This window comes from Trichothermofontia sp. (genome assembly GCF_053493415.1).
In genome coordinates, this window is record NZ_JBRCAD010000115.1 from 1 (window position 1) to 26,359 (window position 26,359).

General features: G+C 55.2%; 21 protein-coding genes and 1 tRNA gene. 6 read left to right on the plus strand and 16 right to left on the minus strand.

Translation table 11 applies throughout. The features are described 5' to 3' along the window. A partial coding sequence (locus ACWIUF_RS09860) for a VpsR-related response regulator (RefSeq protein WP_448572190.1) occupies positions 1–224 on the minus strand: 224 nt, incomplete at its 3' end. Between the two features lie 68 nt (positions 225–292). Beyond that, positions 293–3,265, minus strand: a complete 2,973-nt coding sequence (locus tag ACWIUF_RS09865; protein WP_448572191.1) for a response regulator — start codon at positions 3,263–3,265, stop codon at positions 293–295. Between the two features lie 786 nt (positions 3,266–4,051). Here ACWIUF_RS09865 and ACWIUF_RS09870 point away from each other — a divergent pair. The 3 genes from ACWIUF_RS09870 (at position 4,052) to mutL (ending at position 6,729) form a co-directional block, all read left to right on the plus strand. Beyond that, the gene (locus tag ACWIUF_RS09870) at positions 4,052–4,507 is read left to right on the plus strand and encodes an NfeD family protein (protein ID WP_448572192.1); all 456 of its coding nucleotides are present in this window, start codon (positions 4,052–4,054) and stop codon (positions 4,505–4,507) included. A gap of 272 nt (positions 4,508–4,779) precedes the next feature. Beyond that, positions 4,780–4,986, plus strand: a complete 207-nt coding sequence (locus ACWIUF_RS09875; protein ID WP_448572193.1) for a hypothetical protein — start codon at positions 4,780–4,782, stop codon at positions 4,984–4,986. Between the two features lie 18 nt (positions 4,987–5,004). After that, a complete protein-coding gene (gene mutL / locus ACWIUF_RS09880; protein ID WP_448572194.1) occupies positions 5,005–6,729 on the plus strand; it encodes a DNA mismatch repair endonuclease MutL in 1,725 nt (574 codons plus the stop codon). A 136-nt stretch (positions 6,730–6,865) separates the two neighbouring features. On the opposite strand, the gene ACWIUF_RS09885 is transcribed toward mutL, so the two are convergent. From ACWIUF_RS09885 to ACWIUF_RS09910, 6 genes are all read right to left on the minus strand, one after another. After that, the gene (locus ACWIUF_RS09885) at positions 6,866–7,078 is read right to left on the minus strand and encodes a hypothetical protein (protein ID WP_448572195.1); all 213 of its coding nucleotides are present in this window, start codon (positions 7,076–7,078) and stop codon (positions 6,866–6,868) included. A 59-nt stretch (positions 7,079–7,137) separates the two neighbouring features. Then, positions 7,138–7,518 (minus strand): HEPN domain-containing protein, encoded by a 381-nt coding sequence (locus ACWIUF_RS09890; RefSeq protein WP_448572196.1) that lies wholly within the window; start codon positions 7,516–7,518, stop codon positions 7,138–7,140. Beyond that, the gene (locus ACWIUF_RS09895; RefSeq protein WP_448572197.1) at positions 7,515–7,835 is read right to left on the minus strand and encodes a nucleotidyltransferase domain-containing protein; all 321 of its coding nucleotides are present in this window, start codon (positions 7,833–7,835) and stop codon (positions 7,515–7,517) included. Before ACWIUF_RS09895 ends, ACWIUF_RS09890 begins: the two co-directional genes overlap by 4 nt. A gap of 48 nt (positions 7,836–7,883) precedes the next feature. Continuing rightward, the gene (locus ACWIUF_RS09900) at positions 7,884–8,180 is read right to left on the minus strand and encodes a BrnA antitoxin family protein (RefSeq protein WP_448572198.1); all 297 of its coding nucleotides are present in this window, start codon (positions 8,178–8,180) and stop codon (positions 7,884–7,886) included. Between the two features lie 405 nt (positions 8,181–8,585). Continuing rightward, positions 8,586–9,059 (minus strand): type II toxin-antitoxin system VapC family toxin, encoded by a 474-nt coding sequence (locus ACWIUF_RS09905; RefSeq protein ID WP_448572199.1) that lies wholly within the window; start codon positions 9,057–9,059, stop codon positions 8,586–8,588. Positions 9,060–9,070: 11 nt separating this feature from the next. Beyond that, a complete protein-coding gene (locus tag ACWIUF_RS09910; RefSeq protein ID WP_448572200.1) occupies positions 9,071–9,931 on the minus strand; it encodes a GIY-YIG nuclease family protein in 861 nt (286 codons plus the stop codon). A gap of 312 nt (positions 9,932–10,243) precedes the next feature. Between ACWIUF_RS09910 and acnA the strand changes: the two genes are divergently transcribed. Further along, entirely contained in the window at positions 10,244–12,925 is a 2,682-nt protein-coding gene (gene acnA / locus ACWIUF_RS09915) for an aconitate hydratase AcnA (protein WP_448572201.1), read from the plus strand. A gap of 267 nt (positions 12,926–13,192) precedes the next feature. Here the strand turns inward: acnA and ACWIUF_RS09920 are convergent, their stop codons facing one another. The 6 genes from ACWIUF_RS09920 to ACWIUF_RS09945 form a co-directional block, all read right to left on the minus strand. Beyond that, entirely contained in the window at positions 13,193–13,441 is a 249-nt protein-coding gene (locus tag ACWIUF_RS09920; RefSeq protein WP_448572202.1) for a 2Fe-2S iron-sulfur cluster-binding protein, read from the minus strand. A 27-nt stretch (positions 13,442–13,468) separates the two neighbouring features. Beyond that, the gene (rimO, locus tag ACWIUF_RS09925) at positions 13,469–14,782 is read right to left on the minus strand and encodes a 30S ribosomal protein S12 methylthiotransferase RimO (protein WP_448572203.1); all 1,314 of its coding nucleotides are present in this window, start codon (positions 14,780–14,782) and stop codon (positions 13,469–13,471) included. Between the two features lie 134 nt (positions 14,783–14,916). Beyond that, positions 14,917–15,870, minus strand: a complete 954-nt coding sequence (gene menA, locus ACWIUF_RS09930) for a 2-carboxy-1,4-naphthoquinone phytyltransferase (RefSeq protein WP_448572204.1) — start codon at positions 15,868–15,870, stop codon at positions 14,917–14,919. 131 nt (positions 15,871–16,001) lie between these two features. Then, positions 16,002–18,428, minus strand: coding sequence for a transglutaminase TgpA family protein (locus ACWIUF_RS09935; protein ID WP_448572205.1), 2,427 nt, complete (start codon positions 18,426–18,428; stop codon positions 16,002–16,004). Positions 18,429–18,512: 84 nt separating this feature from the next. Next, a complete protein-coding gene (locus ACWIUF_RS09940) occupies positions 18,513–19,688 on the minus strand; it encodes a sirohydrochlorin chelatase (protein WP_448572206.1) in 1,176 nt (391 codons plus the stop codon). A gap of 200 nt (positions 19,689–19,888) precedes the next feature. Further along, on the minus strand, positions 19,889–21,715 hold the full coding sequence (locus ACWIUF_RS09945; protein ID WP_448572207.1) for a ShlB/FhaC/HecB family hemolysin secretion/activation protein: 1,827 nt from the start codon (positions 21,713–21,715) through the stop codon (positions 19,889–19,891). Between the two features lie 530 nt (positions 21,716–22,245). Here ACWIUF_RS09945 and ACWIUF_RS09950 point away from each other — a divergent pair. Further along, positions 22,246–23,016 carry an alpha/beta fold hydrolase gene (locus tag ACWIUF_RS09950; protein ID WP_448572208.1) on the plus strand — a complete coding sequence of 257 codons (771 nt, stop codon included), beginning with the start codon at positions 22,246–22,248 and terminating at the stop codon, positions 23,014–23,016. A 114-nt stretch (positions 23,017–23,130) separates the two neighbouring features. After that, a tRNA-Thr gene (locus ACWIUF_RS09955) sits at positions 23,131–23,202 on the plus strand. Between the two features lie 155 nt (positions 23,203–23,357). Here ACWIUF_RS09955 and ACWIUF_RS09960 read toward each other — a convergent pair. Then, the gene (locus ACWIUF_RS09960; RefSeq protein ID WP_448572209.1) at positions 23,358–25,661 is read right to left on the minus strand and encodes a cation:proton antiporter domain-containing protein; all 2,304 of its coding nucleotides are present in this window, start codon (positions 25,659–25,661) and stop codon (positions 23,358–23,360) included. A gap of 174 nt (positions 25,662–25,835) precedes the next feature. Further along, the gene (locus tag ACWIUF_RS09965; protein WP_448572210.1) at positions 25,836–26,198 is read right to left on the minus strand and encodes a hypothetical protein; all 363 of its coding nucleotides are present in this window, start codon (positions 26,196–26,198) and stop codon (positions 25,836–25,838) included. Between the last annotated feature and the right edge of the window lie 161 nt (positions 26,199–26,359).

The window sequence follows — 26,359 nt, forward strand, 5'->3', positions numbered from 1 at the left end:
GCTGCGTGCAGCGCGGCGGCCAGTTGCGGGGCATGGGCCTGAAGTTGAGCCAGTTCAACCACGATCGCGGCGATCGTCGCCTGGGCTAGCCATTGGCGGGCGGTTGGCCAATCTTCCGTTTGTCGGATCGACCAACCTGCCTGCTGTAAATCCTCTGACAGTGACTCTGGGAAACTAGCAGATCCCGCCAGAACTAAGAGTGTGTCAGGTTGAAGCGTTGGCATGGGGAGAATACCCTGAAGGCAGCGGTTATCGCGAAGGGGTTACCAAGACGGCAAACACGGGCGGGGGTTTAGGGCGTGAGGGTTAGGGGCTGCGGTTGCGGCTCTCGCTTGGGGAACTGGGCCAGCGCAGCGCGAATCCGCTGTAGGAGAACCGAGACGGAACAGGGCAGAATCACATAGTCGAATACCCCCATCGCTAGGTAGGTTTCGGCTTGCTCAGAATCGGTTAACAGGAGGAGGAGGCGGCTCTGCTGGAGAATCGTTTGCCGTTGTAAGGGTTTGAGGAACGCCACCAAAGCTTGGTGCTGTTCGCGTCGCGTCTCCCCAGGAGAATCTTCGCCTGGAAAGACCGTTGGCGCAAGCACAATCGTTTTGGCCCGGAACGGGGACTCGGCAAGCTGGGTGATGGCAGCGGCAGCCGTTGCCAGCCATTGGGTGTGGTAACCCCGCTTTTCGAGGGCCTGGAGTAGGGTCGTGGCGAAGGGGGTCGCTGGATGGATCAGGGCCACATCGGTGTTAAAGGGAACCTCCGGTTGGGGGGGCTGCCAACCCACCGTTAAGACCCGATTGCCCCCGACGGTTATGGCTTGAGCCATTGCAGCTCCAGCCTGTTGGCACAGGGTGGACCAATCCTGGCTGTCTTGGGGATATTGGGCAACGCCAGCGCTGATCGTGACGGGAATAGGCTGTTCGGCTGTAGGCCGATCGGACAGGGTGTGCCGACAGCGCGGCCCAGACAGGTGGGGGATATCTGTCGACTCTAGGGTGAATTCCTCGATCACCTCCGCAATCCGCTCTACCCCATCCATCTGGCGGGCACCATATAGCCCCACCAACAGCTCCCAGGGACCCCACCGGGCAATCACATCCTCGTGCCGTAGCCGCTTAGCCAGTTGTAGGGCCAGGAGTCGGAGGGTTTGGTTGGTTTCGGCTAGGGGGGCCGGGGATTGGGCCACCGGAGATGGGGTCAGGGTAAGGCGGGCGATCGTGAAGGGTTGCCCATAGCGTTTGGCAAGGCTGAGTAGCCGATCGAGGAGAATGATCGCCTGCTGACGATTGTCCACCCGTGTCAAGGGATCAAGCCACGCCTGTTGGCGTAAACGCTGGCTACGGGCCACGTGGTGCAGAATGTGGCCCGTGAGAAGGGAGGCGGGTATGGCCCGTTGCACATAATCATCGGCACCGGCCAGGCAGTGCTGCTGGAGCGCCGCTGTTGGGGGCTGTGTCCCCAGCAAGAGAATGGGCAGGAAATTCCAAAAGGGATCATTCCGGACCACTTGGCCTAGCTCTACCCCGCTCATGGGCTGCAGGTCCACACTCAACAACAGCAGGTGGGGGGCGGTTGCCTCCAGGACTTCCCAGAATTGGCTGGAATCAGCTAGGGGGATGACGTCGATCCCGGCTGCGGCGAGGGCTGACGGCAGGGTTTGCAGAAAGGCCCTGTCATGATCGACGACGAGGACCTTGATCGGACCGGCTTCCGTTTGCCGCAAAGCCTGGGCCACGGCGGCCATGACCAAATTCGCCGCGATCGGCTTCTGTAAAAAGGCCACTGCCCCCCGGCGAGCAACCTCAATCCGAGCGGCAAGACTGGCCACACCACTGGCCACCAGAATGGGTAGGGCGGGCTGGCGATCGTGCAACTCCGAGAGAAACCCCAGGGCATCCGTATCCCCTTGGTCAAAGGACAGGTCTAATAACACGGCCTGGGGGTTGATATGGGTTAAGAGGGTACGGGCCGTGGTTAAATCCAGGGCAATTTCAGTGTGAATCCCCCAACCGATCGCCTCGATCGCCAGCCGTTCGACCAGGGTGGGATCATCGTCTACGATCAACAGGCAGGGCGGGTGTCCCTGGGGGAAGGCGAGGGTAGGTTTTACCCCCGTTTCCGCTTGGCGATAGACAGCGGTGGACTCCAGCTCTGGGGTGAGCAGAGTATGTTCGAGAAACTGCCGTAGGCGTCTGGCCTGCTGGGTTAGACCGGGCACCGCTGTTGAGAGCGCGTCTTGTTCGGTGTTCGGGCTGACCCGGCTCAAGTGGTTTTCGAGTTGGCGGGCCAGGGTGGAACCTTCCGTAAACCCAAAGGTGCCAAGGGAACCCACCAGCTTGTGGGCAGCCTGCTGGGCCTGCTGGTGCAGTTCAGCTTCGATTTGGCCCAGTTGTAGGGCGGTAATTGCCTGTTCAATCAAGCCCAGTCGCTCCAGGTTAATCAGCTTCGTCCGCTGCCAGATTTTGGCGACGGCAGCCCGGGTTTGGGCCGCAGCGGTGGAGGGGCTGTGCTCTGCCCCCCGATGATTGGGTGGGTCAGCCAGGGCTGGGGCTGGGGTGACCGGTTCATTGGACTGGCCGGCCAGCTTCGCCGGTCCATAGGTAGCGTTGAGGCGATAGCCACGGCCATAGACGGTTTCGATCAAATCGGCACTGGCCCCCGCTGCTTTCAGTTTATGGCGCAAGCCCTTGACATGGGCCTTAACCGTATCCTCGCCAGGGGGTTCATCAAAGGACCACAGGTGATCCAAAATCGCACTGCGGCTAAATAGGCGCTGGGGATTACGCAGCAAGAGTTCGAGCAGGGCATACTCCTTGGGAGATAATTGCAAGGGACGATCGCAATAGGTTACACTGCCCGCTTTGGGATCGAGACACAGGCCGGCCCACGTGATCGCCGGTTGGGCCGTATTGCCGCCCCGGCGCAGGAGGGCACGCACCCGTGCCGCCAGTTCGTCCAGATCAAAGGGCTTGACCAGATAATCATCCGCCCCCGCATCCAACCCCATGACCTTGTCGGTACTGGTATCCCGTGCCGTCATCATCAGGATGGGTACCTGGTTTTGGCGCTGACGTAGTTGGCGACACAGGGAAATGCCATCGAGTTTAGGTAGCATGACATCTAGTAACAGGAGGTCGTAGGCCACCAGGGTTGCCAGTTCCCAACCGGCCTGCCCATCGGTGGCAATGTCGATCAGGTGTTGCTGGGGGGCCAGTACGGCGGCGATCGCTTGGGTCAGCGTTTCGTCATCATCGATTAATAGGATGCGCATACCAATGACTCGCTTGGCTCAACTGTGCAGTGCTCGCCACAATGCGTCCCTAAGGAATGGTGCTATGGCGAGTCTCTTCAGTTTCTCTCAGCATCAAGACTACATCCGGAGCTTTGCCAATGGCGAGTGCATAGATCACAGACTAAATACCTATTCATCCCCGTCGTTACCAGACCTTCGTCACTCCCCCCCGCCACGATCGCACCCACGGGTCCGAGTGTCCTGCAAGCTGGCGGCTCTCTGGGCCGGGGAGGGGGGCAACGGAAGTTCTTCCTTACGACAGAGGCAAGTTAGTCTGAGTTTATGATATGACTCAGAAGGGGGACCTAGGATGACACTTGGCGCTCCCCACCATTACCGAATGACCGATCGGTGGCGTTCACCTGCCTGAACGGGGTCACACCTAGGGTAGTCGGTAAAACGACGAGAAAGCCTGACAATCTGCAAACGGGTGTACGACCATGCCAGCCCCAGTCAGTTCCCTGCAACCACTCCAGACCGTGGTGGAAAGTATTTTCACCAGCCGCCGTATTAGCCGCCAAGATCAAGAAATGTTGATGTCGGTCTTGCTTGCGAAAGAAGATCTTAGTATGGAAGAAAGAGCGTTAATCGATGAAATTTTTAAGGGTTTACGCCGAGGAACACTGCGAGTGGGCTGAATGATAGTTTGCGGTTGAACATACTGGTTGACCATGTGCAAGGTGCTGCTGTGCCCCGTGCGTAAGACTGGCTATACACGCTGATATCTAAGAATAGAGAGGCGTCACCGATTTTGGGAGGTGTGCAATGTCTACCCTACTTGACCTACTCGCCTGGTTGCTCCCCCAGCGACAGGCTGAGGCCCAAAGTACGCCAGGGCTGCTGGCAGAGCCGCAGAATGTGTTTGCTAATTATCGACATGGGCGGGCGATCGTCGAAAGCTTGATTTTGCCAGGGCAAAGTGGCCGGGTTTGGTTTAAGGCATCCTGGTGGCCAGCCCGCTGCCCGTTAGGGATAGCGTTATATCAGGGACAGGCCGTCCGGGTCATTGATATCGATCGCATCACGTTAATTGTGGAACCTATCCCTGAGGCTATGCCAGAATCACTGACTGTCTCACCTGACGCGAGGCCGACCTTCACCCTGACATCACCAGCGGCCCCTGTCCGAGAACCTGACCTGGGAGCTAGGGTAAAACCCGGAAGTGCTCCCGTTAGTCCACCCGCTTACCCGGCTGAATATCCCCGCCAATCGGTCCGCTAAGGAAGACAGAGCCAACGGGGGCATAACGTGAGTATCGGTAAGGTGTCTTGCGGTTGCGATCGACCTAGGGTGTTGCGCTGCGATCGGGACGGGATCTCGGGTTGAGGGTGTGGGCTGCGACTGCCCCCGACGATCGCCATCGGCCAAGCGTATTGGTCTGGGGTTCTCCTCTCTCTAGACAATGGTTGGCTCACTTCATTTTGCTCCTCAGCTTTTGACCGCTCAATTTCCCTAGGGACGGTCTACAGAACCATTAATCTGGGGTGCTATTTATGTTTTTTAATGTTGCCTGTCTCCTCCTAAAAAGCTTATGCGTGGCGATTTTCCTGGCATTAGTTGCCCTGCTCCTGGGTGTTGTGTTTAATGCCACCAATTTTGTCGAAGCTTGGTTTGGCTGGGTAGCTGGCCTTTTGGGACGTTGGACAATTTTGACCCTTTGCTCGTTTGCGATTGCCATTTTGATCGAATCTTGGCGTTAACGCGCTAGAGTGGGGGCAATGGTCGCTTGTATTCAACCACTGCCGGACGATGTTGTGTCGCTGATGGCGGCGGGGGAGGTGATTGACTCGCTGGCGGCGGCGGTGCGCGAGTTGCTGGAAAATGCGATCGATGCGGGCGCAACGCGAATCACGATCGCCCTCTGGCCTGAACAAAGACGGCTGCAAGTCACGGACAATGGCGCGGGGATGACCTTGACGGATTTGCAACAGGCGGCACTTCCCCATCGCACCAGTAAAATTCGCAGTGGAGCCGATCTCTGGCAAATTACCAGTTTGGGCTTTCGGGGGGAAGCGCTGCACAGTCTGGCTCAATTGGCGGATCTGCGGCTATGTAGCCGTCCCCAGGGGGGGCCAGAACTGAGTACGGGCTGGGGGGTCACCTACGATGCCCAGGGCCATCCGCAACAGGTTGAAGTGATCGCGATCGCGCCTGGGACGATTGTCCAGGTGGATAACCTTTTCGGTCGCTGGCCCAGTCGTTGCCAAAGTTTACCGACGATCGCCCAACAACTACGGGCGGTACAACTCACCATCCAGCACCTTGCTCTCTGTCATCCCCACATCACCTGGCAAGTATCCCAGTATGATCGCCCTTGGTTTAGTCTCTATCCAGGACCCTCAGCACGGGTGATTTTGCCCCAACTGCTGCGAGGGGTGTCTGAGGGTGATTTGCGGGAACTAACGCGGGCGATCCCGTTACCGGATATATCCGAGACTCCCCAGCACGCGGCTTCGCCTGGTGCCTCCCTTAGTCTGGTGCTGGGGTTACCGGATCGTTGCCATCGCCGTCGTCCCGATTGGGTGAAGGTTGCGGTGAATGGGCGTCCCATCCAGTCGCCAGAGTTGGCGCAGACCTTACTCGAGGCGTTTGGGCGTACGCTCCCTCGCGATCGCTATCCGGTGTGTTTTCTGCACCTTTATATCCCGCCCGCCGCCGTCGATTGGCACCGCCATCCCGCTAAAGCCGAGATCTACCTGCGTCACCTAGAGCACTGGCAAGCCCAGATTCAGGCTGCCGTTGAACAGATCTTCCAACTCCAAACCCAGGCGACAGGGGAGGTGACGGGGGGGCTGTATAGCGATCGGATGCAACAGGTTTTGAAGAGTGCGGAGGTGGACGCGGCCTATGGTAAACTGCCAACTTCAACCTTTAACAGGCAAGATTTAAACTTTCCTTTACTCGCTCTGCGGGCGATCGCTCAGGTGCATCAAACCTATATTTTGGCGGAGCATCCGAGTGGGTTGTGGTTGGTGGAGCAGCATATTGCCCATGAGCGGGTGTTGTATGAGCAGTTGTGCGATCGGTGGCAGTTGGCACCCTTGGAGCCGCCTGTGATTTTGGAGGGCTTAACGGCGGCGCAACGGGAGCAGTTCGAGCGGTTAGGAATTACGGTGGAACCCTTTGGGGAAATGCTCTGGGCCATCCGTCAGGCCCCGGCCCTGTTGGCCAGCCGGGAGGACTGTGGTGCCGCACTGATGGAGCTAAGTTTGGCGGGGGATCTGCAAGCGGCGCAGGTAGCCACAGCTTGCCGGAGTGCGATTCGCAATGGGACACCGTTAACGTTGCCAGCTATGCAAGGGTTGTTGGAGCAGTGGCAACAAACCCGTAATCCCCGCACCTGCCCCCACGGGCGTCCGATTTATTTGGCGTTGGAGGAGTCGGCCCTGGCACGTTTTTTCCGGCGACACTGGGTGATTGGCAAAAGTCATGGGGTGCAGTAGGGGGGTGTCCAGAGGGCGATCGCGGCATTATCTGTATGGGTTAGTGGATTGCAATTCTGGAAATACAATAAATTCAATGCGACTTTGAACACTATCTGGTAGACTAGCAAGTTCTTTCAAGAATCGCTCGGTGTACTCAACTTTCCACATTTTTGTCTTTCAAAGATTGGTAGTATGAGTAGGCACTATCACCGGAGAGTAGTTCGTCATTTTCTACTTCTTCCATTAGTTTTGCCAGACCAAAGTTTTCTAAAATTTCTTCAATTTGATTGAATACGTCTATGGGAATTTGAACAGCTAGGGTGCGTTGCTGTTCATCGAGAACGTATTGTTTGGGGATGTCGAGCATGGTTAAGCCTCAAGATTTTATCTAAAAATATAAGAATATCATAACAAGATACTAGATTATTAGATTTCACCGATCGCTCGAATTGCTGTCAGTAAAAATTGCTTAGCACGATCGATCTGTTCAGTTGCTTGATCTATGGTCACAGCGTCTAATTGTCCGTAGTCGCCCATTGTTCGCAGTTCTTGAGCTTCAATTAAGAATCTGTGGAACTCTACTGGGACTCGTTGGGGTTTTGCAAATTCTCGTCCAAAGGCGGCGATCACAGCAGAATGTTTGGAAAATGCAAGCCCTTCACCGGCTAGAAAGGCTTCAGCAATGTAAAACATAGTGTAGTAAGCGCGGGAGGTGGCGTAATCTGGATAATGGTTGGCGAGTAGTAGTTTGGCTGCTTCTAGGCTCTGTTGTGCTTTAAGAAGTAGGTCATGTTGTTCATCCGTCATAGGGAAACACCTTCTTGGCGAACATTGCGCAGGAGGGGGCTGTTGTGTGTTTGGTATTGAGTTTCATCCATGAATAGGCAGCTAATGACGACATCATAATGAAGAGATAGGCTGGATATTAATTGGCCGGTTCGCTGGATTTCGGCACCAGGGTTAACAGGTGGTTTGAGGATAACGAGGACATCAATGTCTGAGTCTGGTTCGGCATCACCACGGGCTTGGGAACCAAATAAGGTAAGGTGACACAAGCGATCGCCGTAGAGATCTGCTAGGCTCTGCTTGAGGTGGTTAAGGATAGTTTGAAGCTGTGGTTGCATTTACAAAGTGTATATAACCCAACTGCAATAATCGATACTTTACCGAGCTTATTGTTGCGAATGACGATCGACATATTGACGCAAAACGCTGTCTATATGCTCCTGCCAGTCATCACCCGTTGATTGGAAGTACTCTACGACTTCAGGACTACAGCGAATTGAGATGAGCAGTTTTTGACTATCCGATGTCGGTTGATCTTGCAAAGACTTTAGCGGAACCATTTCCTGCAACTGCTTCGGTGTTAGCGGTTGAGCGTCTGGATCGGCTTTAGCGGCAGCCGTAATGATCTTGTCTTCTTCAACGCTTGGCATTCTCACGGTTGGTTGTTGAGTAGTTTTGGACATGGTGTTTCACCTCTCGTCGATTTGCTTTGCGCAAGCTAATTATTCTTCGTACCTTACACCGATCGACAAATGCCACGTAATACAGACGATCTCTGTAGAGATCCGTAAGGCTCTGCTTGAGGTGGGCCAGGATACTTTCAATAGTACTTATATCTATTGTATAGTTTTTCAGGTAGAGATAACCCGGCTTTGAGCAGGAATTTAGCGCAGCAACAGATTATCTTTATGATTTTTCCCTGAGTTTTGACAGGCTAGGTTTTCTCGACCGGTTGACAACTTCTCTTCCACTCTCAACTTGCTGCCTCTGTAAATCAGCAAAGATAGCTTTTAGATCGTGATTGAAGGAGCGGGAGTATTCTTCGCGAATTTTGTGAATTTCTTCAACAATATTATCCTTGAACATGACTAATCTCCAAGTAACTCATAAGGAGTACAAAGAACTGGCAACTCGTATCCAATATCAAGGCTGATCTCTGCTAATTTCTTTTGAATTTGAGCATTGGCAATATGTTTGCAATTCCAGGTAAGTAAGTAATCCATACTGTGAACAGTTGCGGCTGCAATATGAATAGCGTCAATATCTGCTTTGGCAGGCAGGCTACTACGTGCCAGAAATTGCTCTGCTAAATTAAGTACAGATTGGTTCAAATCAAGTAATATAATATCGCGAATGATGTCAAGGCGTTGAGATGCAATTTTGGAATCTCCTTGCGATGTTTCTCTGATGACTGCTTGTGAAGAGTAGAGTTGAAAGTTACTACGGCGAGTATCCCACCATTCCCTTGTTATCTCAATGTTTGCGGCCACCACTAGATCTCGACTGGGGCGAGCTGTGAGGTAACCCAGGATGCTAGTTTCAATGTAGACAGTTTCACGCATAATGATATGAACTATTTTCCTAAAGAGCGCATAGGATCTTCAGCAGTAAGGGGTTCAAGATCGAGATTTATCTGCGTGAGCTGTTCCTGGGTGAGAGCAAGCACTTTTATTGTGGCTAATTCTCTAATGACAGCTTTAGCCTGTAAAGGGAAAAGTTTGATTCCTTCGTTAGTTGCTTGGATAATCTTTACGTTTTCTTCCCAAGCTCTTTTCTGTTTACTAATAGCTTTCCATTTGTCATAATCAATACTGGTTTGATTAGGAAAATACTTTTCTCTCAAGACTGTGGCCATGCTTGAGTTTAGGGCTATACGTGTCGGGGTATCCTCATATAGCCAAGGACCCAGTTCAAATCGTAAGCTATTACACTTGAAACGCCACCAAGAAGCATCTTTACGCTTGACAAACTCAAGCCATTTCCCCTTAAGTATGCTTCGGAGCCTTGAGGAAATCCCTGCCTCCAGAGTTCCAAAATACTTTATCACGACAGTTGTAGGTGACTCTTGGATATCTAAACCAAAGACTCCGATATAAGGAGCCATTTTGATCAAAGTTTCTTTTAGGACCCTCTCGACTGGCACTCTCTGCTCCTCAAGAATAGGCGATCCATTTAAAGGTGGTTTATATTTTTGAATTAGCTCCTCCTCAGTCTGTTTCTGTAAATGAGGCTCACAGATAAACCATGCTAAAGACGCATTAGGGTCAATAGTTTTGACTTGCTCTAAACGATGATGCCTTTGCCATCGTAAACGAAGATTTTTTGTTTTCCCAACGTAGAGAATACCTTGGCTAGGGCTAACGACAGCATAAATGGCCGGAATATCTTGCAAGTTAGCTAATTGATGAATACTGATAGTGTACTTAAATTCCATAGTTGATTTTTGATGGGTGATTAATCATCTAGCTGAATCAAAGTAAACAGGCCCACTCTAGTATAGTTTCTGAAAGTAAAAGAAATTATTCTGAGTAGTAGCTTACACTCACTCCTGTTAAATAAAAAGCCTCTTGTAGTAGTCTGCACTATCTGTCTATAGTCTAGAGCACCAGCCTTGTGTTTAGAACGTGATCGCACGCTCATCGCCCGATCGCTATCTAGCCTACAGCAGCCGTCCCCGACCCTGCGGTTGGATATACGATGTAAGATTGCACCGTTGCCTAATCGTGTATTCATAGAGACCATCGCCGTGAATAGCTTCAACGCCAAACAGACCCTCACCGTCAACGGAACCCCCTACCAGATCTACTCCCTGCCCGCTGCTGCCGCTAGCCTGGGCGACCTCAGCCGCCTGCCCTACTCCCTCAAAGTCCTGCTGGAAAACCTCCTGCGCCACGAAGATAACCGCACCGTCACCGCCGACGATATCCGCGCGATCGCGGCCTGGTTGCAAACCCGTACTTCTAACCGGGAGATCGCCTACCGTCCGGCACGGGTCCTCATGCAAGACTTTACCGGCGTGCCCGCCGTGGTTGACCTCGCCGCCATGCGCGATGCAATGGTCGCCCTGGGGGGGAATCCCGATCAGATTAATCCCCTCTCCCCCGTCGATCTGGTCATTGACCACTCGGTCATGGTCGATACCTATGGCAGCGCCAACGCCTTCACCGCCAACGTCGAATACGAATTCCAGCGCAACCATGAACGCTACGCCTTCCTGCGCTGGGGCCAGCAAGCCTTCGACAACTTCCGCGTCGTCCCCCCCGGTACCGGCATCTGCCACCAGGTCAACCTGGAATACCTGGCCCAAGTCGTCTGGACCAAAACCATCGGCAGCGAAACCCTCGCCTATCCCGACACCCTTGTCGGCACCGACAGCCACACCACCATGATTAACGGCCTCGCTGTCCTCGGTTGGGGCGTGGGGGGCATTGAAGCCGAAGCCGCCATGTTGGGCCAACCGATTTCCATGCTCATCCCCGAAGTCGTCGGCATGAAACTCACCGGCCAACTCCCCGAAGGGGCAACCGCCACCGACCTCGTCCTCACTGTCACCCAACTGTTGCGTAAACAGGGTGTTGTCGGCAAATTCGTCGAATTCTACGGCGATGGCCTCAACCACCTCACCCTCGCCGATCGCGCCACCATCAGCAACATGGCCCCCGAATACGGTGCAACCTGTGGCTTCTTCCCGATCGATGCCGAAACCCTTGCTTACCTGCGCTTTACTGGACGGGACAGCGATCGCATCGACCTCGTGGAAGCCTACGCCAAAGCCCAGGGACTCTGGCGCGACACCGACAGCCCCGACCCCCTTTTTACCACCACCTTGGAACTGGATTTAGGCACCATTGAACCCTCAATGGCGGGACCCAAACGGCCCCAGGATCGGGTCGTCCTCTCCCAAGTCGCGTCCCAATTCCAAACCCAGGACTTCCCCAGCTTCAGCGGTCTGGACTATGCCCAAGCGCGATCGGTGTCCGTGGCCGGTACCGACTACCGCCTCAGCGACGGCGCGGTCGTGATTGCCGCCATCACCAGTTGCACTAACACCTCCAATCCCTCCGTCATGCTGGCCGCTGGCCTCGTCGCCCGCAAGGCACGGGAGAAGGGCCTCACGGTCAAACCCTGGGTGAAAACCTCCCTCGCCCCCGGTAGCCAAGTCGTCTCCGACTACCTGGAGAAAGCGGGCCTGCAAGCCGATCTCGATGCCCTGGGATTCAACCTCGTCGGTTACGGCTGCACCACCTGCATTGGCAACTCTGGGCCGCTGGCGGAAGCGATCGTTGAGGCCATTTCCTCCCAGGATCTTGTCGTGGGTGCTGTCCTGTCGGGGAATCGCAACTTTGAAGGCCGCGTCAATCCCCAAACCAAAGCCAATTACTTAGCGTCACCGCCGCTGGTGGTCGCCTACGCGATCGCGGGCAACCTCGCGATCGACCTCAAAACCGAACCCCTGGGACACGATCCCGACGGCCAGCCCGTTTATTTGCGCGACATTTGGCCCAGCAGCCAGGAAATCCGCGACGTAATGCAGGCTGCCCTCACCCCGGAAATGTTCCGCAGTCGTTACCGTAACGTCTTTGCTGGGGATGCCGCCTGGCAGCAAATCGACACCGCCGCCAGCAAAACCTACCCCTGGCAGAGCAGCAGCACCTACGTCCAGAATCCGCCCTACTTCACCGGGATGGAACCCACCGCCAGTGCGGGGACGATCGCCAATCTTTATAATGCCCGTCCCCTAGCCATCCTGGGCGACAGCATCACCACCGATCACATCTCCCCAGCGGGCGCGATCAAACCCGACAGTCCCGCTGGCCACTACCTCACCAGCCACAAGGTCATCCCCCCCGACTTCAACTCCTACGGTTCCCGCCGGGGCAACCACGAAGTCATGATGCGGGGCACCTTCGCCAACATTCGCCTGAAGAATGAAATGGTTCCCGGTTCCACGGGCGGCGTGACCAAGTTCATGCCCACGGGTGAGGTCATGTCCATCTACGATGCGGCGATGAAGTATCAAGCCGAAGGCACGCCCTTGATCGTGATTGCGGGCAAGGAATACGGCACCGGCTCCTCCCGTGACTGGGCGGCGAAAGGCACCCGGCTACTCGGCGTGCAAGCGGTGGTGGCGGAAAGCTACGAACGGATTCACCGCTCCAACTTGGTGGGCATGGGCGTATTGCCATTGCAGTTCCCCGCCGGGAGCGATCGCCACAGCCTTAACCTAGATGGCAGCGAAACCTTTGACCTCACCGGGCTTGAGCAGGGCATCACGCCTGGTATGACGGTTACCCTCACCGTACATCGTGCCGATGGCAGTCAGGATCAAATCCCCCTGCTATGTCGCATTGATACCCTGGATGAGGTGGAGTACTACCGCAATGGGGGTATTCTCCAGTACGTCCTGCGGCAATTGTTAGCAGCGTAGGCAGCGATCGCAGATATGTAGCGCACCGTTCTTCGACTTGTAAAGTCTATAAGCGACCTGCTCCTACACCACCAGCGCCGGATGAAATGGGGGCAGGTTTTTATTCTGTTAAGGAGCCTGTTAGATGCACTTTCATACCTGGTGAAGTACAGACAAGGGGCTTAAGCCCCTTGTTCGCAAGGCTTGACAGTAAGTACTTCATTAGAGAGGGAACGGCTGTAAGGGGAATTATGAATCTTGAAAACTTGGGACTTTTGGAGGGTTTATTTACCAGGTGGGATCGGCGTAGAGATTAATGGTGATTGCCGCAGTTCCCTTTGGTACGGCGGTAATACAGGCGCAGATCAATTCACAGCTTTCTCCTATCTCTAGATCGACTTCGCAGGCATGGCACGATCCCATTAAACAGCCCGTAGGAATGGTGAGGCCCGCCCGATCAGCAACGGCTAATAGGGGTTCGCCTGGTTCAGCGACGATCGTAATATTGTCGGGTAAAAATCGAATCTGTACAGACATAATTCCTATTGAGCCGTCAAGGGGTTGCTACGGTAGTTCACCATAGAGATCGTAAACATCAGCAGCGGTAATTTTAACAGGGACAATGGTTCCTAATCGGGCCTGACCTCGCAAATATACGAGGCCATCCACCTCTGGTGCAAAACGGGCCGATCGCCCAACCAGTTCGCCCGTGTGGGGATTTTCCTGCTCTAGCAACACGTCAACCACCTTCCCGACCTCGGCCTGGTTACGGCGCCAGGAAATGGGCTGCTGTACCTGCATCAAAGCATCACGCCGTTCCTCCATCACCGCCTGCGGGACTGGATTGGGTAAATCGTAGGCGGGAGTTCCCGCTTCTGGCGAGAAGGTAAAAACTCCAACATGATCAAATTCATGACGTTGGACAAAGTTTAACAGGTGCTCAAAATGGGCCTCTGTTTCCCCAGGAAAGCCCACAATAAACGTGGTACGCAGGGTTGCCCCTGGTAGGGCCGCCTTGAGGCGATCGATAATCTCATCATTCACCCGACCTTGCCAGGGACGGTTCATCGCCCGTAGGACTTCGGGGTGGGAATGTTGTAGGGGTAAATCTAAATAGGGCAACACATTTGGGGTTTCTTGCATCGCCACAATCACATCGGGGGTGAGGCCCGTGGGATAGGCATAGTGCATCCGAATCCAGGGAACCTCAACGCGTCCGAGGGCACGCAGCAGATCCGCCAACCGGGGTTTGCCATAGAGATCTAGGCCGTAGTTGGTTGTGATCTGGGAGATCAGGATTAACTCCTGGACACCTTCGGCGGCCAGATGCTCGGCTTCGGTGACGATCGATTCCATCGATCGCGATCGTTGGTTACCGCGCAGGTGGGGAATAATGCAAAAAGCACAGCGATAGTCACAGCCCTCCGCCACCCGCAGATAGGCTACCCCTTCTGTCGTCGTGCGATACCGGGGCGTCAACTCATCGGCGATATAGGTGGGTTCGGCGGAAATTTCCCTCACCCGCTCACCCGCCTCCGCCCGCTCGATGACCTCCACGATCTTGTGGTAATCCCCTGTCCCCACAACGGCAACCGCTTCGGGGATCTCTTCCAACAACGTTTCCTGGAAATGCTGGGCCATACACCCGGTGATCACAATCTTCTTATTAGCCTCCGCCAGTTCCACCAGCGTCCGCACCGACTCTTCGCGGGCGGCCTCAATGAAGCTACAGGTGTTAACCACCACATAATCGGCCTGCTCTTCGTCGCTATCAACCGCATAGCCCGCTTGGACCAGCAAGCCGAGCATATGTTCACTATCAATCCGGTTTTTCTCGCAGCCGAGGTGGGAAATGGCGATCGTTGGCTTGGTACCCATGCGTTCTCATCTTGGGGCTAGGCGGAACAGGAATTTAATAAAACTAACCCGGCTTTCATCCTAGCTTAACCGGAGAGATTCCGGTCCCTTAACTGTAACCGATTCGCCCCCCATTGGCGCAGCAGCGACTGGGTTTACCACAAAATATTCGGCAGGATAAAGCCGCAACTGAGACCTAAGCCACTCCAAAAATGGAGTTTAACCGCAATAAATTTACAGTTTTTGACCTGGTGTGGTTGATTGTGGTATTCGCCCACATGCTGACACAGGTGCATCGCGATCGGGATACCCACCGCACTTAAGAGTGTCCACCAGGGGAATAACTGTGCCACAACCGCCCCGCCAACCAGACCATAGCTAATCCCGCAAATCCAGGGCAACAACTGGGCCGATCGCTGGGTTCCCAGACGCACAACGGGCGATCGCTTACCAGCCGCCAGATCATCCTCGACTTGATGGAAGTGGGAGCAAAACAAAATCAAACTGGTGACCATACCCACAAACAACGAGGCCAGAAAGAGGACGAACCATTCTCTCAACTCAGAGGGCCACGCTTGGGTTTGGCTATAGTAGGCAGCGGATACGGCCAGTGGCCCAAAGGTAACCAGACAAATCCACTCCCCTAGCCCCTGATAGCCCAACCGAAAGGGGGGTCCCTGGTAGCTATACCCCAGGGCACAGGCGATCGCAATCAGGCCCAGAATTGTCCCATCCTGTTGTTGCCAGACAACGACACCAATGCCCAGGAAACCAGCCGCTAGGCAGAAATTGGCAATCCAAAACACGAGGGATTTATTGCCGGTTAAATTGACGACCGAATGGGCTTTGTTAACATCAATGCCCGTTTCTGAGTCAAAAACATCATTACTGAGGTTGAGCCAAGCCACAATCAAAATAGCGGCGACCAAACAGGTCAGCAAAACCCCAATCTGGAGCGTCTGCACTTGCCAAACCGCGATCGCGGTACCCACCAGAATCGGAACCACAGCCACGCTATACATGGGAGGCTTAATCGCAGCGAACCACAGTTTGCGGCGATCGGGGGACTGGGATTGGGCTGTCGGAGAGGGAATAAGGGGAGGGGTCATCCAAGGATATTGCTTAACAGAGATCGTCAGTGTCCTCACAGTCTACCAAGCCAGGTATCCCCAACTTGCCTGTGGCTGCAATCTCGACAGCAGCAGATACCAGAACGAGAACGGGTCAGCGCGTTGCCATCCTATGGGATACCCGGCTGCCGTGCGATGGCGGTTTTTCCCAGGAGCGATCGTTGCCGCAGAGACCGCCACTGCCGCCATAAATCCTGGGTATCAACCGTTTGGGCACCATAACGCCAATTCATATAGGCATCCGTGATCGCCGCGATCGTGGCGGCGGTTTCGGGTTCGTAGACGGTCTGCACCTGGTGGGCAAACTCCAAGGGCGTTTGGGCAGCCCGTTTACGGTGACCTTGACTAGCGGACCAGCGCAGCATTTGTTGATACAGACTTTCCATCTCCGGCAGGCGGGCCAGCCAACGGCGGTAGCGGAACTGGAGCCACCCTTGGAAGCTAAGCCAACCGAGGAAACCCATTGCAACGGCGGTGATCAGGCCCGTTAAGACCCCTAGCCATCCCTGGGCAAACTGCCCCAGGAACCAGCCGATCGCTTGGGCCAGGGCGGTGGCGATCAAGCGCAATACCCCGGTCACGAAGGCGGTGATCGGCGGCGGGAGCCAGCCAGCAATCCACTGCCAAAATTGCTTAAGGACGCTGAAGGTGTAGTCTTCTTCCGGCGAAGGGGGAATCAATTCATGGCCGGGGATGGGATCAAACCCAAACCAACCATAGCCAGGGAAATAGACTTCGGTGATGGCATAGGCATCGGTATTGCGCACGATGTAATAACCCGTAAAGGGGTTGAATTCACCTGCACCAAACCCCACCGCTAGTCGCGCTGGGATACCGATCGAGCGCAGCATCACCGTTAAGGCCGTGGAGAAGTGATCGGGATAGCCACCCCGGAAGCGGAATAAAAAGGCTTCGACCAAGTCTTCATCTGGCTCCAGATAGGGCAAATCCGGTTGAATCTGGTAGGTCTGTTTGAGGAATTGGGCAAGGTAGAGGGCCTTTTCATAGGCTGAGGTGAGGGGCCGACTGGCTGTGGCTAGGATCGCCTCGGTGCGCTCACGGATTTGGGGAGTGATGGAATCGGGCAGTTGCAAGTAGTAGGTCCGGGTGCCGGGGGGATAGTTACCTTCCGCCTCTCCCAGCATGGTGCGATCGCGCAGGGGGACTTGGGAAACGACGGTGTAGGTTAACCCTTCGCCCAGATTAACCGGCGATCGTAACCCCCCTTCCGCATCGATCGCCACCTGATCCGTGGGGAAATAGAGCCGTTCGGGGACAGCCATCGCAGGGATCAGATTGGGCAAATCAGCAACAATGGTGTAGGTTTGCACGGTCTCTTGGGTTGGCCCCTCGGTCAAGAAGCGGGGCAGGAAAAACTGGGGTGACCAAAATGGGCGATCGAGAATGGCAGCATCGTCGTTACGGGAAATTTCCCAGCCCTGGCCGGTGTAGTGATCGAAGCCCAGCACCCGCCAAAATCCCTTCGCCTGCGATCGCACCCGCATGACGATCCGAGGGGTCATCTGCCCCCGCAGGTTTTGGTCCATTTCCGTATTGAAGCCATAGTAGAAGGTGTCATCCATCACGCCAGATTCCCCATCCTGCCCCCGACCGCGCACCTGACCCGCGCCCATCCCATCGCCATTGCCTTCTTCATCAAACCGTCCACTGCCCGTAGGACCGCTGACATAGCCAGGGTTAACAATGCGGCGGGCATCAAATTCACCTTCTAACTCGATCGGGGCACTGACGGGAAAGGTTTGGAGTTGATAGCCCGGTAGCCGGGGCAAGAAGGCAAAGACGATCAAGCCTAGGGCAACGGTTACGACTAAAAACAGGAATAACCGTTTAGGGGTCAGTTCCGGAAACGGCCACCCATGCCGTCGGGACTGCCCAGGGGTGCCCTTTGGTCGCGGGGAGCCGAGTAGGCCCAACCGCGATCGATAGTCCAACACCAGGATGGGTAAGGCCACCGCCAGAAAGACCAGCAGGATCGGCGCAAAAGCTAGGGTTTGGCTGAGGGTGGCCGCTACACTGAGCAGAATCAGGCCAATGATCATGGAATAGCCGAGATCCCGACGGCGGGGGAGATCAAAGCTATGGAGAACTTGCAGTTGGATCAGCAGTTCCGCCAGGACCAGACGGGTATCGTTCAAACGACCGATCAGGGCATTAAAGAAAAAGACTAGGGCCAGTAACATCCCGATCGCGATCATAAATTTAGTCGCGATGTTGCGTTTCCGGCGATGCTGCCAACTCCAGAAAGCCCCCACCCAACTCAAGGGAATGGCCCAAACACTAATACCACTCTGGTCCACCACATCCGCTGCGGCCAAATCCGTCGCCAGGATGCCAATACTCACTAAAACCTGCACCAAAACCCGCAGCAGGATCGAATCCTCGATCTCGGAGAAGGGGGAACGAGCGGGGGCTGTATCCGGTGGCGTGGGATATCGGGGGTCTGGATCGGGATGACGCGAGTTGCCACCAGCGACGGGACGGGAACGGGACGCCGTTAGGTTCGAGGAAGGTGCCATAGCGAGGAGTGCCGACGGGTCAAGCCGGAGGCTGGGGACAGCCGCCAACTATCGCCAGCTTAACAAATCGGCACGGGGATGCCGTTAGGGGACTTGCCAAATACGCTGATGGTATTGACTGGGTTCAGCGTAGGGATCGGGGGCGACCTGGGTAGGGTCGTGAGTGTGGCTGTGACTGTGGGGGTGACTGTGGCTGTGACTGTGGCTGTGACTGTGGGTGGCATTGGCCCCATCCCCCAAGGCCGCAAGCCGGAATTTGCACATTTCGCAGTTCATTTGCACTTGCCCGGTTTGGGTTTCCAGTTCTCGCTCCCGCAGGATATTGAACAGGTGGGGATGCAGGCCCATTTCGGGTAAACACACGATGTCGGTATCGGGAACAGTTGCTTGATATTGGGCCGCGATCGTTGCAATTTTCTTGACTAAAATCCCGGTAAACAGGAAGTAGGGTAAAACAATGATGCGCTTGGGTTGGTAAAGACTTGCCCGCTGTAAGCCTTCTCCCAGGCGGGGATGGGTGATGCCGATGAAGCAGGTTTCCACGGTTTGATACCCACTGCCTTCCCAAAGTAAACGGGCCAGCTTGTAAACATCACTATTGGCATCAGGGTCGCTGGACCCACGTCCGACAAACAGCAGGAGGGTATTGGCCCGATCGCAGTGCTTGGGGTTGTGTTCGGGGCGATCGAGTTCGGCGAGCCGCGTTTGCCACAGGTTTAGCATCAAGGGGGTGATGCCAAAGTGGCGACCATAGTGGAAGCGGATATGGGGGTAGCGCTGGCGGGCGCGATCAAGCTCATTGGTCACGTCAAACTTGTTATGGCGAGCCGCGAAGAGCAGGATGGGGAGGACTGATAGATCGGTGTAGCCTTCCGCGACACAGCGATCGACCCCTTGCTGGATCGTCGGTTCCGTCAACTCCAGAAAACAGGGGATAACCGGACGGCGGCTGTCTAGGGCTTGATAGGCAGCCGCAAAGTCTAGCAATTGCTGGCGACCATCCTCATCACGGGTGCCATGGCCAATCAACAGCAAGGGCCGCTGGTAGGGCAGGGGAGACCAGTCGCTGGCCACTGCTGGCAAGGCTTGGCTTTCCTGTTTGAGCAGGGAATCCACAAAGACCATCTCCGAAACGCTCCTTACGTTGAACACTTGATGTTGAACATTGGCACTATTCTCTAGTTGAGATGCGGCATGACCGCAGTGCTTTGCCATCTTAACGGATTGCCCGATCGCCGGAAATGCCGGGGTAGGGGACACCCTGCTAGGGTTGAGGCTAGCCATCCTCAACTGCACCCTCGATTCAGGCTTTTGATGCAAGCTCGTGATTCAGGCTGGCGACGACCGCAGCCATGATTGCCCCCGATCGTCTTTCTGGCTTGCCCTCGACCGAAGCGCTACCCGGTTCTGATGAACGCCATCGCCTTCCCTGCCTAGTCGAGTGTCGTAGGCGTTAGCCATCAAAATGGCCGCAACACGATCGAAAAATAAATCCCCTTTTCCTGGAGCGTATTGTCCCCTTTCTCCACGTCGATGAGGGGAATCCCATAATCCAGCCGCACCGTGAGGGCATCCCCCTGCTGCCAGCGCACCCCTAATCCGGCTCCCAATAAGGTACTCGTGCGCAGGCTAGGATTGCCGCGCTGGTTCCAGGCCGTACCAAAGTCGATGAAGGGGGTTAGTTGCACTAGGGTTTGCTCACGGGGAACCCGCAGGATCGGGAACCGTAACTCCGCTGAGGCAAATACCCCGCTATCACTCAATAAATAGTTCTGAGGATAGCCACGCACCGTGTCCTGTCCCCCTAGCCCAAATTGCTCTAGTGGCACCAGCGGATTGGCGGCCAATTGCAGATCCGATCGCAGTAATACCACCGTATCCGGAGCTAACAACCGTAACCATTGCGCCTGCCCCCGCCATGCCAGAAATTGTCCATCTGGTCCCTCGTGATTCACTGTGGCATTGAATAGGCTGGTACCTAAGCTGAATTGCGATCGCAGGGCTAAGACGCTGCGGCTATCACGATCGAGCCATTCCTGGAAAAAACGGGCGATGGACAGTCGCGTTTCCCCCTGATCATTGGCGCCTGGCGATAGGGGAAAGGGCGTATCCAGCAGGTAATTAAAACTTTTGCGATGGGCAAGGGTGAGGCCCATTGCGAACTCCTGGCTAGGGGTTTCGTACAACGGTTGGCGATAGGTCAATTCGTAGTCCCAGGAATTGGCCTTAATATCCAACACATCAAAGGGGGGGGTAATCACCGTACTGTCGTTGTAATCGACATAAAAACTGAGGGTGCCGTTGCGGGCATTGATTGGCAACGTGTACCGCCCTTCAAACTCATCACTGCCATCGGTGTTGGCATAGGTGAGCCGCAGTTCATCCCCCAACCCTAGTAGGTTGGCCTCAGCCACCGTACCGCCCCGCCGGAAGGTGCCCACACTGGGGTTACGGCCATTATCCGCCTGAAGATCTACGTGGAAAGAATCAGCCTCAGCGACTTGCACCTCAATAATGCTGGTCCCCGGCTGTACCCCTGTCGCTAGTTCCGCCGAGATATTGGCAATTAGGGGGTTGAGGCGCAACAATTGCAACGCTTCCAGTAGACGGTTGACATTGAGCGGAGCCTGAGTTGCGATCGCCAGCCGACTGCGGATATATCCCGGCCTCAACCGCTGGTTACCTGTAATATTGATTTGCGCAACCGAGCCTTCAAGAATCTGGATGGTTACTGTTCCCCGATCCAGGGTTTGAGGCGGAATGAAGGCTCCGGAGGTGATAAACCCCTGATTAATATAGTGTTGGGTAATGGCCGATCGGGCTGCCAAGAGTTGGGAAAAACTGAGGGGTTTTCCCACAAATTCCGTGATCACTGCCGCCAATTCCGCATCACTAAAGGCGGTATTTCCCTCAAATTCAAAGGCATTGACGACGATCGTGGCGGGAATATCCCCGTCGGGGGCTGTTTCCGAGGGCTGTGTCGGCACATCGGGTAACGGTGGGATCGTGGGGGTGAGGAAATCCTCTGGCCCTAGCGGTGTCAGGGTGGGGGGATCTACCAAGCGCGGTGGTGTCCCAGGAATAGAGGCTGGTGGATGCTGGGCGATCACGGTGGGTGGTGCGCTCAGGCCCGCATTGCTCAGGGGACCTGAGGGGGGGGCAACTGCTGATACCGATTGGGGAGGCGCGCTCGGATTAGCGATCGGGACGGGGATTGATGCTACGTCAGCAAGTGCGATCGCGGGGCTACTGAGCCAACTCCCCATACTCACCCCCAGCAACGTCATTTTTCTCCAAATCGGGTAGGCATGATCTCGGTTACTACGATGTGTTCGCCACGCCACAAAAGCCTGTCTCCTAACCTGTCTAGCCATTGGTTATCTATCCCACGCTAACCACTGCTGATCCGTCCGCTGTCGATCAGCATACGGGCATCCTGCCAAATCTCCAACTGCTCCTAGGGGGCCACTGTGCTTGGGACAATGCGCCTCCCAGCCAAAGGTCTGCTAACCCCCTAGACCGACACTCGTGGTGACCCTATCCCTTCGTAAAGCGATCCTCGCTTGGGACTGGTAGCTTGGGCCTCTGGACACGCCTGGGCATCCTAGATTGCTATAAATTATCAATAGTATTTCTGGCAAATTGGGCAGCCAGGAGCAGAGCGAAGACGCCCAAAGCGCCGACGAATACTGGCGACAAAGGCTAAATTGGGAAGGTTTCTGCTTCACTAGCTGACCGCAAAAGATTGTCGAGGAACGTTGACGAATGCCAGCGATTTATGCCTATACTTATTGCAAGTAATTCTCATTAAATGGCTATGACGCTAGCACGCAAGGTTCTTTGGCTGAATTTGAGTCGCCACCTCGGTTGTCTACATCGTCCCCTCCTGCGGGAGCTAGTCAACTGGACATCTGTCCTGCAGTGGGATTACGTCCAAGGTCTGGATGAACCCGCCTCACTGGCTGTCCCCCTGGGGTTGTTGCGCGAGTTTTTAGTGGATCATGGCCAACCCGTCCACTTGGCCGGACATGGGTTGAGTGGGGCATTGGGGCTGCTCTATGCTCGCCAGTATCCGGAGCAGGTGGCATCCTTGACCTTGTTGGGAGTAGGACCCCAGCCAGACCACTGTTGGCAATCTTGCTATTATGCCCATCGCCGCTTACTACGCTGCGATCGCGCCTTGGTGCTGTCAATTATGGTGTCCCAGCTTTTTGGGGAATCGGTGCGATCGATTAGCCGGGAGTTGGTGGGGCGGCTCCAGCGGGATCTGGATGAAACCCCTTCGCCCCATTCCTTGCTCTATCAGGGGAAGATTGCCGAGGGGAGTGCGCCCGTTCCCCTCCTGATCTGCGGTAGTCAGGATGATGCCATTGTGGGGCCAGAGCGATTGAGTCAGTGGCAGACTTGGTTACACACCGATCGCGGCGATCGGATGTGGTCCTGCCCCAGCGGTCGTCACTTTTTCCACTATTGCCATGCCAAATTAGTGTGTCGGGTGATGGTGCCGTGGTGGCAACAACAGGAGGCACTCGCTGCTGACGGACAGCAAGTGTCGTCCGCCCGTTCTGTCAGTGCAGATATCGTGTGACGTGCGATCGCCGAATCGAGCCAGACCCACGATCGCAAACCAGGAAAATCAAGGCCGAGCGAGACCATCCAATGCTATACTAAAACACTGTCATCCACGGTTAACCCGTGCTTTGCCGATGTAGCTCAGTGGTAGAGCATTCGATTCGTAATCGAACGGTCACGAGTTCAAATCTCGTCATCGGCTTACCTGAAAATCCTTGTAGTACCAGCGTTTCACGCTATTTAAGCCATAGCCGGGAACGTTGGTAGTAACGACTTTAGTCGTTGCAAGCTAGAGCCATCCCTACAAACCGTGCATCCTTAATTGTGTGCAGTATCAGGCGGCATGGGAGTATCACGTTACTGGCTGAAGGTTAAGGGGGGAGTATCTAGATCCGGGAGTGGGGAAATCGGTAAGGGCATAAACCAAACCTCGGCGGACTGGAGCCGATCGCGGTTACCACACAACAACAGGCGATCGTTGACTTGCAGATCCGCCCCCCCATCAGGTTGCCGCATAAACCGACCCTCGCGCCGAATTGCCCGCACCATCACCCCCAATTGTCGCCGCAGATCCAATTCTGCTAAGGTGTGACCCACAACCGCGCTATGGGGCATAACCCGAACCCACTGGCAACACTGATCATTGCCTGGAACGATCGCCCGTCCTTCGGCTAAGTCCTGAAGGGCGGCAAATTCTTCCGGATTAGCCACCACCAGCAGCCGATCCTCGGCTTCGAGCACCGTTTGGGCATCGGGATAGGTGATCGTATCGCCATTCGTGCGTTGTATCCGCATCAGCGTCGCCCCGGTGAGCCGCCGCAAGTCGGTTTCTTCTAGGGTCATATTCACCAGGAGCGAATCCTTCGGTAAGGTATACCAATGGCTGGGCATTTCCTGGGTAATGGCTTGGAGGTTCTGCCGCACCTGCCGCTCAGACTGTTGTGGGTAGAAGGACTGGTAGTGATTACTGCGGATCTGTTGCACTTCCTGCTGCACGGTATTCAGCGGTAAGCCAATCCCCAGGAGGAGGTGGGTAGAAAGCTCCAAGCTAGCCTCAAATTCCGGTTGGACAACTTCGCAGGCCCCCAGTTGATAGAGCAATTCAATTTCCTGATCCTGGTGTGCCCGCACGACAATATCTAATTCGGGCGCGAGTTCCAACGATCGCCGCAAACATAATCGCGTTGCCATCGGATCTGCAATCGCGATCGCCATGCCCTGGGCACGGTTCACCCCCGCTGTTTCCAAAACATGCAGGCTGGCCGCATTGCCATAGACGTAGGGAATGCCAGCTTCCCGTAGCTGCTGCCTTGCGGCCTCCGACTGGTCAATCACAACTACCGGATACTGGTGTTCCTGCAACAATCGCACCACATTCCGGCCCATCCGCCCATAGCCACACACCACGACGTGCTGTCCGATCGGCAACTCTTCGGCCACGGCCAGGGGGGACTCAGCAGGGCTAAAAAATTGCCCGATGCCGGGGATGGCTTCCAGCCATTGGAATAACTGTGGCGCTAAGCGCAACATGAAAGGTGTGACGACCAGGGTAACGGCTGTTGTGCCTAGCAGTAGCAAATAAACCGGTCGGGAGACAAGTCCCAGGGTTTGCCCCGCACTGGCCAGAACAAAGGAAAACTCCCCAATTTGGGCCAACCCTAGGCCCGCGATCAAGGCAATCCGGGCTGAGTAGCCAAACAGGGCCACGAGGGGCATCACGATCAATAATTTACCCAACAGAACAAGGGCCACCAGTCCAAGAATCACCTCCCAGTGTTGCCAGAGGAAGACGGGATCAATCAACATCCCGATCGCCGCAAAAAACAAGCTGGCAAAAATATCCCGGAGCGATTCGACATAGGACAGGGTTTGGTCGGCGTAATTGGTATCCAGGGAAATCATTAACCCGGCTACGAACGCCCCCATCTCGATCGAGAGGCCTAGCTGTTCCGTTAGCAGGGCAATGCCCAGACATAGGGCCACCACCCCCAGCAGGAATAACTCGCGGCTTTCGGTTCGTGCCAGGAGCCGGAGGAAGTGGGGAATCAGCCAAATGCTGGCAATAACTGCCCCAGCGGCAAACAAACCAATCTTCAAAAGGGCACTGGTGATTGCCCAGCCCAACACCTCAGCGGGTTGATCGAGCGCGGGCAACACCGCCAACATCAGGCCCAAGGCAACGTCCTGGACCACCAAAATCCCTAGCATCACCTGACCATGAAGGGTTTCGGTTTCATTCCGTTCCGTTAAACACTTGAGGACGACTGCCGTCGAAGACAGGGACAGAATCGCCCCTAGGAAAATCCCCTGGGTGGGTGACTCAACCCAGCCAACCCCCAGGGATACCAACGTGGTGATGGCGATCGTTAGCAGGATTTGCAACCCGCCGCCGCCCAGGCTAATTCCCTGCACCTTGCGTAACTGTCCCAGGGAAAACTCGACCCCCAGGGCAAACAGCAGGAACGCCACGCCCAATTGTGCGAGCGTCTCAACCTGGATCAGTTCCTTAATCAACCCTAATCCGGCGGGTCCGACAATCATGCCAGCCAGCAAATAGCCCAACAGGACGGGTTGCCGCAGCCAGGAGGCGAATAGGCCCCCCGCTGCCGCCGCTGCCAATACCAATACCAGATCCACAATCAACCGCAGATCTTCTTGCACAGTTGCCTAACCAATTCTGAGAACGTTGTTACATCTTGTTACTTCACTGTAGCAGTCCCGCTCCCCAAGATTCCAAGAGAAGGAACTGGGCCAGGGGCAAAATTGCCGGTCTTGACCCGACGCTCAGCCTCAGCAAAGGATTTCCACCCTGCTTGGTTGCGGTGATGCCTAGACTTATGAACTGGATAGGGGCTGTTGCGTCGGCTGGGAGGGCCAGTCGCCAAACACCGGCGTCGCATCCAGACCCGTAATTTGTTGAAATTGCTCCGGGGTAATCGTGGTCGCGATCGGGTGGTGTTCCCAATGTTGCAGACGATCGTAGGTTTTGGTCAGGAACGGCATCCCACGCAGCGCGGCCAAGCACAACCAATTTTCGGCCAGGGTCTCCACTAAGGCCAACTCAATCAGTGGGGTTGGGTAGACCGCAAACAGAGCCTCCAGCGAACTACGCACGCGGCTCTCATCATCACCAGCCAGACGGTAGCTATTGATAATGTGCTTAACGCGTTGTTGTTTTAGTTGCTCGTGGAGTTCCATATTATTGTGCCGTGTTTGTCATCCTGCTCCTACCCCTATCCCAGGCGAATGGTTCGCCCTATATCATTATTATCGGGATTAATGTCAATTTGGTAAGAAAAGTCAACTAAATTTACTGATCAATGGCTGAAAATGGGCAAAGAGTTATCTTTGCTTCCTGG

What these genes read in the sequence shown, in the direction of transcription:
- ACWIUF_RS09865 (WP_448572191.1), bottom strand. Translation starts at nt 3,265, where the DNA reads ATGCGCATCCTATTAATCGATGATGACGAAACGCTGACCCAAGCGATC.
- ACWIUF_RS09870 (WP_448572192.1), top strand. Translation starts at nt 4,052, where the DNA reads ATGTCTACCCTACTTGACCTACTCGCCTGGTTGCTCCCCCAGCGACAG.
- ACWIUF_RS09875 (WP_448572193.1), top strand. Translation starts at nt 4,780, where the DNA reads ATGTTTTTTAATGTTGCCTGTCTCCTCCTAAAAAGCTTATGCGTGGCG.
- mutL (WP_448572194.1), top strand. Translation starts at nt 5,005, where the DNA reads ATGGTCGCTTGTATTCAACCACTGCCGGACGATGTTGTGTCGCTGATG.
- ACWIUF_RS09885 (WP_448572195.1), bottom strand. Translation starts at nt 7,078, where the DNA reads ATGCTCGACATCCCCAAACAATACGTTCTCGATGAACAGCAACGCACC.
- ACWIUF_RS09890 (WP_448572196.1), bottom strand. Translation starts at nt 7,518, where the DNA reads ATGACGGATGAACAACATGACCTACTTCTTAAAGCACAACAGAGCCTA.
- ACWIUF_RS09895 (WP_448572197.1), bottom strand. Translation starts at nt 7,835, where the DNA reads ATGCAACCACAGCTTCAAACTATCCTTAACCACCTCAAGCAGAGCCTA.
- ACWIUF_RS09900 (WP_448572198.1), bottom strand. Translation starts at nt 8,180, where the DNA reads ATGTCCAAAACTACTCAACAACCAACCGTGAGAATGCCAAGCGTTGAA.
- ACWIUF_RS09905 (WP_448572199.1), bottom strand. Translation starts at nt 9,059, where the DNA reads ATGCGTGAAACTGTCTACATTGAAACTAGCATCCTGGGTTACCTCACA.
- ACWIUF_RS09910 (WP_448572200.1), bottom strand. Translation starts at nt 9,931, where the DNA reads ATGGAATTTAAGTACACTATCAGTATTCATCAATTAGCTAACTTGCAA.
- ACWIUF_RS09920 (WP_448572202.1), bottom strand. Translation starts at nt 13,441, where the DNA reads ATGTCTGTACAGATTCGATTTTTACCCGACAATATTACGATCGTCGCT.
- rimO (WP_448572203.1), bottom strand. Translation starts at nt 14,782, where the DNA reads ATGGGTACCAAGCCAACGATCGCCATTTCCCACCTCGGCTGCGAGAAA.
- menA (WP_448572204.1), bottom strand. Translation starts at nt 15,870, where the DNA reads ATGACCCCTCCCCTTATTCCCTCTCCGACAGCCCAATCCCAGTCCCCC.
- ACWIUF_RS09935 (WP_448572205.1), bottom strand. Translation starts at nt 18,428, where the DNA reads ATGGCACCTTCCTCGAACCTAACGGCGTCCCGTTCCCGTCCCGTCGCT.
- ACWIUF_RS09945 (WP_448572207.1), bottom strand. Translation starts at nt 21,715, where the DNA reads ATGACGTTGCTGGGGGTGAGTATGGGGAGTTGGCTCAGTAGCCCCGCG.
- ACWIUF_RS09950 (WP_448572208.1), top strand. Translation starts at nt 22,246, where the DNA reads ATGACGCTAGCACGCAAGGTTCTTTGGCTGAATTTGAGTCGCCACCTC.
- ACWIUF_RS09965 (WP_448572210.1), bottom strand. Translation starts at nt 26,198, where the DNA reads ATGGAACTCCACGAGCAACTAAAACAACAACGCGTTAAGCACATTATC.